Raw genomic sequence first — 6,505 nt, 5'->3', positions numbered from 1 at the left:
GCTGGACCATATTGGCATGGCAAAGGTAAGGGAAGAGATCAAGCACTATCTATCAGGGCAAGTAGAGACACTTCCAACACCGTCCTTGTACCGTGATTTCATAGGGGATACCCTGAACAAAGAGAAATTAGCGGAGAGCAAGGATTACTTCAGTGATCTGTACGGGGGTGTTGAGTCGCCTACCTATCCTTTTAATTTGTCAGATACCAAGATAGACGGATCGAACAGTATTGTTACTTCAGAATCGATGTTGTCTGTTGAACTACGAGATGGTATCCGAAAGGTATCGGGTGATTTACAGATGAGCCCAGCGGTGTTTTTCCATGCAGCCTTTGGTCTGGTGGTGGGCAGGTGTAGTAATGCGGCATATGCACTTTTTGGTTCCGTGCTTTTGGGAAGGTTGCAAGGGGCTAAAGGCTCGGATTCTTCCCTGGGGTTATTTATGAATACACTGCCCATATTATTGGATCTAAAGGGTGACATACCGGCGTACATTAACCATACCAATGATCGGTTGCAGGCACTCTTGTCCTATGAACAGACCCCTTTATCAAATATTCAAGAATGGAGTGGTGTCCCCAATGAAGCCCCCTTGTTCAGTGCCCTGTTAAATTACCGTCATTCGGCACCTGGTTCATCTAACACAGACTTTGATTTAGGGGGAGAACTGCTATCAGGCGAGCATAGGTCGAATTACCCTTTTAGTTTAGAAGTAGATGATTATGGGGAAGATTTTGGATTGATGGTGAGGATATCTGATATGGGTATTGATCCTTCGGCTGTGATATCGTATATAAAGGAAGCATTAACGGTATTGTTGGAACATATTGATAAGGAATCGACAATCACAGTTAATGAACTGTCCATTATACCCAAAGAAGAAAGGCACCAGTTGTTGGAAGTGTTCAATGATACGGGGGTTGCTTATCCAACGGACAAGACGGTAGTCGATTTATTTGAAGCGCAAGCTGCAAAAACACCTGATACTATAGCGGTAGTGTATGAAGGAGAAGCCTTAAGCTATCAAGAATTAGATGCACGCTCCAATCAGTTAGCCCATTATTTGGTGGGTAAAGGGGTATCGGTAGAAGATTCAGTAAGCGTTTTTATAGCGCGCGGTACAGATATGATCATTGGTATTTTAGGGATACTGAAATCAGGCGGGGTTTATGTTCCAATTGATCCAAAGCATCCTTCGGATAGGATCAGTTACATGATCAAGGATGCTTCTATAGGGATCCTATTGAGTACTACCGACATAGCTGATCGTATATCAGATTCAGGGATAGAAGAGGTCATTTTATTAGATGCTGCCTCAGCGGCCATACAGCGTGAGCCTACAGCACCTTTGGCAGTCGGTTTATCTGTTGATAATTTAGCTTATGTGATCTATACCTCAGGAAGTACGGGTAAGCCCAAAGGAGTACTGATAGAACACGGCGGTATTTGTAATACCATACAGGGTCAAATTTCACTATTTTCACTATCAGACAAAGACAATTGCCTTCAGTATGCCAGTCCCTCTTTTGATGCTTCCATATGGGAGATTTTGCTATCCTTATTGTCCGGGGCAAAGCTTTGTATCATCGATGAATCCCGAAAGTATGAGGTTGACTATTTTGTTGAGTTTGTTAGGGAGCAAGATATTACATTTTCAACCTTACCTCCATCCTTCTTTAAGTTACTGGATGTTTCACAAATACCAGGTATAAAAACACTGGTTACCGCTGGAGAAGAAGCACCGATCAAAAATGCCAAGTTATTTTCAAGAAGGGGTAATTATTTTAATGCCTATGGCCCAACAGAAACCAGCATTTGTGCTACCATTTTTAATGGGGAAATAGATGCTTCCGTTCCCATTGGATCACCTATTGCCAACACAACTGTTTATCTATTAAATGAGGCTTCATCATTATCATTAGTTCCTATTGGAGCCATAGGAGAGCTGTGTATAGGTGGGGCTGGACTAGCACGTGGATATTTAAACCGTAAATTCTTAACGAATGAGAGCTTTGTGGTCAATCCATTTAGGGCAGGAGAGCGGATGTACAGAACGGGCGATCTGGCCCGTTGGCTGCCCGATGGTACTATTGAGTTTATTGGAAGGAAGGACAACCAGGTAAAGATCCGCGGCTACCGTATCGAGCTGGGCGAGATCGAGAACGCCCTGTCCTTGTTGCCAGAAGTAAACCAATCTTGTGTGTTGGCCAGGCAGGATGAGAATGGCAGTAAGCGATTGGTTGGTTATGTGGTCTTGGAAGGAGAATTGGACAAGGAAGCTCTACAGGAACAATTACAAGCAAGCTTACCAGAGTATATGGTGCCCCGCTTGTGGGTCCAGCTGGATGAGATGCCCTTGACCAATAATGGAAAGTTAGATAGGAAGGCCTTACCGGAACTGGATGGTTCGGGCTTGTCCAGCAAGGCGTATGTCGCCCCACGAACGGAGACCGAGGTACAATTGGCGGAGATCTGGCAGGAGTTGTTAGGTGTAGAAAAGGTGGGGATCCACGATAACTTCTTTGAACTGGGCGGCCATAGTTTACTGGCAGTCCGATTGATTTCTAAAATTCAGGAGATAGGTTATGGAATAAATATTAAAGATATTTATTCAAATCCGAGCATTGCTTTATTGAGTATCAAATTATCCTCATTTGCTGATAGCTATCAGGTGCCGGAGAACGGTATTGAAGTGGGTTGTGCCTACATTACCACTTCCATGGTCCCTTTGGTGGATTTGAGCCAAGAGGAACTAGAAAGGATCATGGACCAGGTTCCAGGGGGCGGGGCCAACATCCAGGACATCTACCCCTTATCTCCCTTACAGGAAGGTATCTACTTTCATCATTTGATGAGTGACCCCACCAAAGGGGACCCTTATATTTTACCTAGTTTACTGTCCTTTTCTTCGCCGGACAAGCGATCTACATTTATGGAAGGCTTAGGTTTTGTGATCGGTCGCCATGATGTTTTACGTACCTGTGTGCTGAACGATGGATTCTCTCAGGCTTTACAGGTGGTATTACGGGAGGTGGACTTGACTGTCGAGGAGTTATCAATTGATAGTAGTCAGGATATATTGCCCCAGATAGAAAAAGCGATTGCCCCGGATGGTTTGTACATGGATTTGACAACGGCCCCAATGTTACAGGTAAAGGTAGCCGACGACCTCGCCAATGGAGCCTATTATTTGGTGTTGCAGCATCATCATTTGATGACCGACCACGTCGGTCTGGAAAAAGTGGTGGAAGAGATCGCCCTCTATTTGTCAGGAAAGGAAGACCGGCTTCCCACTCCGTCCCTGTACCGTGACTTTATAGGGCATACCTTAAACCAATCAAAATTAAGGGAAAATGAAAGTTACTTTAGATCGTTGTTCAGCGGTATCCAAGCGCCGACCTATCCCTTTAATCTGTCAGATACCCTCGGTGATGGATCGACCCGTATTGTATCTTCAAAAGCGATGTTGTCTTCTGAATTACGCGATGCTGTACGTCAGGTATCCAGTGATTTACGGATAAGCCCCGCCGTACTGTTCCATGCGGCCTTTGGTCTGGTAGTAGGCAGGTGTAGTGGTACGGACCACGCCCTCTTTGGTTCCTTGTTTTTAGGAAGGTTACAGGGGGCTAAAGGCTCCGCATCCTCCTTAGGCTTATTTATTAATACCCTGCCCGTATTATTAGATCTTAGGGGTGATATACCGGCATTCATTAGTCATACCAACGAGCGTCTGCAAGAACTCCTGTCCCATGAACAGACCCCGTTGTCAAATGTCCATGATTGGAGTGGTATCCCCAATGATGTTCCCCTGTTCAGTGCCCTGTTAAATTATCGTCATTCAGCACCAAGTTCATCATCGGATAATATTCTTGATTTAGAGTTAAAATCGTTATCAGGAGAAGAGAGAACAAATTATCCTTTCAATTTATCCGTAGATGATTACGGTAATGATTTTGGGTTAACGGCTAAGCTATCCGATCGGGGTATCGACCCATCTGCTGTGATATCGTATATGAAGGAAGCATTAACGGTATTGTTGGAACATATTGATAAGGAATCGACAACCAGTATTGACGAGTTATCCATTATATCCAAAGAAGAAAGGCACCAGTTGTTGGAAGTGTTCAATGATACGGCAGTTAGTTATCCCAAGAATAAGACCATTGTAGACCTTTTCGAGGAGCAGGTCAGAAAAACTCCAAACGCCATAGCCATAGTTTATGAAGAGGATACATTGAGTTATAAGGAATTAGATGAGCGCTCCAATCAATTAGCTCATTATTTGGTGGGTAGTAAAGGGGTATCGGTGGAAGATTTGGTAGGCGTCTGTTTAGAGCGCGGTTTAGAAATGATCATTAGCATTTTAGGAATCCTAAAGTCTGGAGGTGCTTATGTTCCCATAGATCCAACGTATCCTGAGGATAGGATACGTTATATGCTTGAGGATGCTTCTATAGGGGTCCTGGTAAGTACAACCAACATAGTTGATCGTATTTCAGATTTAGGTGTAAATGAGCTTATCTTATTAGATACTACTTCAGCCTCCATAAAGGATGAGTCTACAGCACCATTAGCAGTTGGTTTATCTGTTGATAATTTAGCTTACGTGATCTATACCTCAGGAAGTACGGGTAAGCCCAAAGGAGTACTGATAGAACACGGCGGTATTTGTAATACCATACAAGGGCAAATTTCATTGTTTTCCCTATCAGACAAAGACAATTGCCTTCAATACGCCAGTCCCTCTTTTGATGCTTCCATATGGGAGATTTTGTTGTGCTTATTGTCAGGAGCAAAGCTTTGTATCATCGATGAATCCCGAAAGTACGAGATGGACTATTTTGTTGAGTTTGTTAAAGAGCAAACAATAACATTCTCAATACTACCTCCCTTGTTTTTTAAGCTACTCGATGTTTCGCAAATACCAGGTATCAAAACACTGGTTACAGGAGGGGAAGAAGCTCCTTTTAAAAATGCGCTGTCATTTTCAAGAAGGGGTAATTATTTTAATGCTTACGGGCCGACGGAGACAAGTATTTGTGCCACTGTATTCAATGGCGAGATAGATGATTTTATTCCCATAGGATCCCCTGTTCCCAACACTGCTGTTTATCTATTGAACGGGGCCTTGGAATTAGTTCCCACAGGAGTAGTTGGCGAATTATGCATTGCTGGTTTAGGATTGGCTCGGGGGTATCTAAACCGGGAAGCATTGACCCGAGAGAAGTTTGTGGCCAATCCATTTAAAGCAGGAGAGCGGATGTACAAAACGGGCGATCTGGCCCGTTGGCTGCCCGACGGCAACATCGAGTTTATCGGTAGAAAAGATGATCAGGTAAAAATACGCGGCTACCGCATTGAGTTGGGCGAGATAGAGAATGTCCTCTCCTCGGTAGCGGGAGTGAGCCAGAGTTGCGTTTTGGCCAGGGAGGATGAGAATGGCAGTAAACAATTGGTCGGCTATGTGGTGATGGAAGGCGCTCTGGACAAGGAAGCCTTACAAGGACAATTACAAGCAAGCTTACCGGGGTATATGGTGCCCCGCTTGTGGGTCCAGCTAGACGAGATGCCCTTGACCAATAATGGAAAGTTAGATAGAAAGGCCTTACCGGAACTGGATGGTTCAACTTTGTCCAGCAAAGAATACGTGACCCCAAGGACGGAAACGGAAGCACAGCTAGCTGCGATCTGGCAGGAGCTATTGGGTGTTGAAAAGATAGGTATTTACGATAACTTCTTTGAGTTGGGCGGCCATAGTTTATTGGCCACTCGCTTAGTTTCTATGATCCGAAAAGAGTTGGATGTAGAAATAGCAATTCGAGAGATATTTAAGTTTAGTACTGTGGAAGAGTTATCATCTTATTTAGATTATAAGGTGTTTCATATTAATGATTCCATGGACGAAAACAGTATGATTAGTATAGAATTATAATTTTTAAAAATAAAGAAAGTATATGGAGCTTTTAAATTTTATTAAAAGGTTAAATAAAAAAGGCATAAAATTAGTAGTTAAGAACGGTTCATTAAACGTTAAATCAAATGCTGAAATAGACTCGGAATTGCTTTCAGAAATAAAATCTAATAAGGATAGAATAATTGAATATTTAGAGAAATATCAAAAAGAAAATATATCCCCAGAATTATTAGAAAAGTATCAGCAGAGTGAGAGCATAAACAAAGAATTATTAGAAAAAATTATTCCATACAATGGAAATCGTCCTGTTCACATTCCCTTATCCTTTAGTCAGGAGCGTTTGTGGTTTTTGGACCAGCTACAGGGCAGTTTGGAATACCATCTACCTTTTGCCTTGCGACTTTCAGGCGATTTGGATAAGCAAGCGCTGTCTTTGAGTCTTCATCAGGTGGTAAGCCGTCACGAGGTCCTACGTACGGTGATTTATTCTCTTGAAGGCGTGGGGTATCAGAAGGTGTTATCGGCCGATGACTGGGAGTTGTCCTCCAAGGATTTAACCAATGACGGTTCATTACTATCTGAAGAGCTAAA

General features: G+C 43.2%; 2 protein-coding genes. Both read left to right on the top strand.

From position 1 onward, the window contains the following. Positions 1-16 precede the first annotated feature (16 nt). Entirely contained in the window at positions 17-5,932 is a 5,916-nt protein-coding gene (locus tag AC04NP_RS30115) for an amino acid adenylation domain-containing protein (RefSeq protein ID WP_482863833.1), read from the top strand. A gap of 22 nt (positions 5,933-5,954) precedes the next feature. Continuing rightward, positions 5,955-6,505 (top strand): condensation domain-containing protein (locus tag AC04NP_RS30110; RefSeq protein WP_482863831.1); only part of this gene is annotated, 551 nt, incomplete at its 3' end.

The sequence above is a fragment of the Agaribacillus sp. DX54 genome, from assembly GCF_056858335.1.
Note: the sequence above shows the minus strand (reverse complement) of the source record. Positions and strands in the feature narration are given on the sequence as shown.

Excerpts from the sequence above, each read along its gene's own strand:
- AC04NP_RS30115 (WP_482863833.1), top strand. The coding sequence starts at position 17 with ATGGCAAAGGTAAGGGAAGAGATCAAGCACTATCTATCAGGGCAAGTA.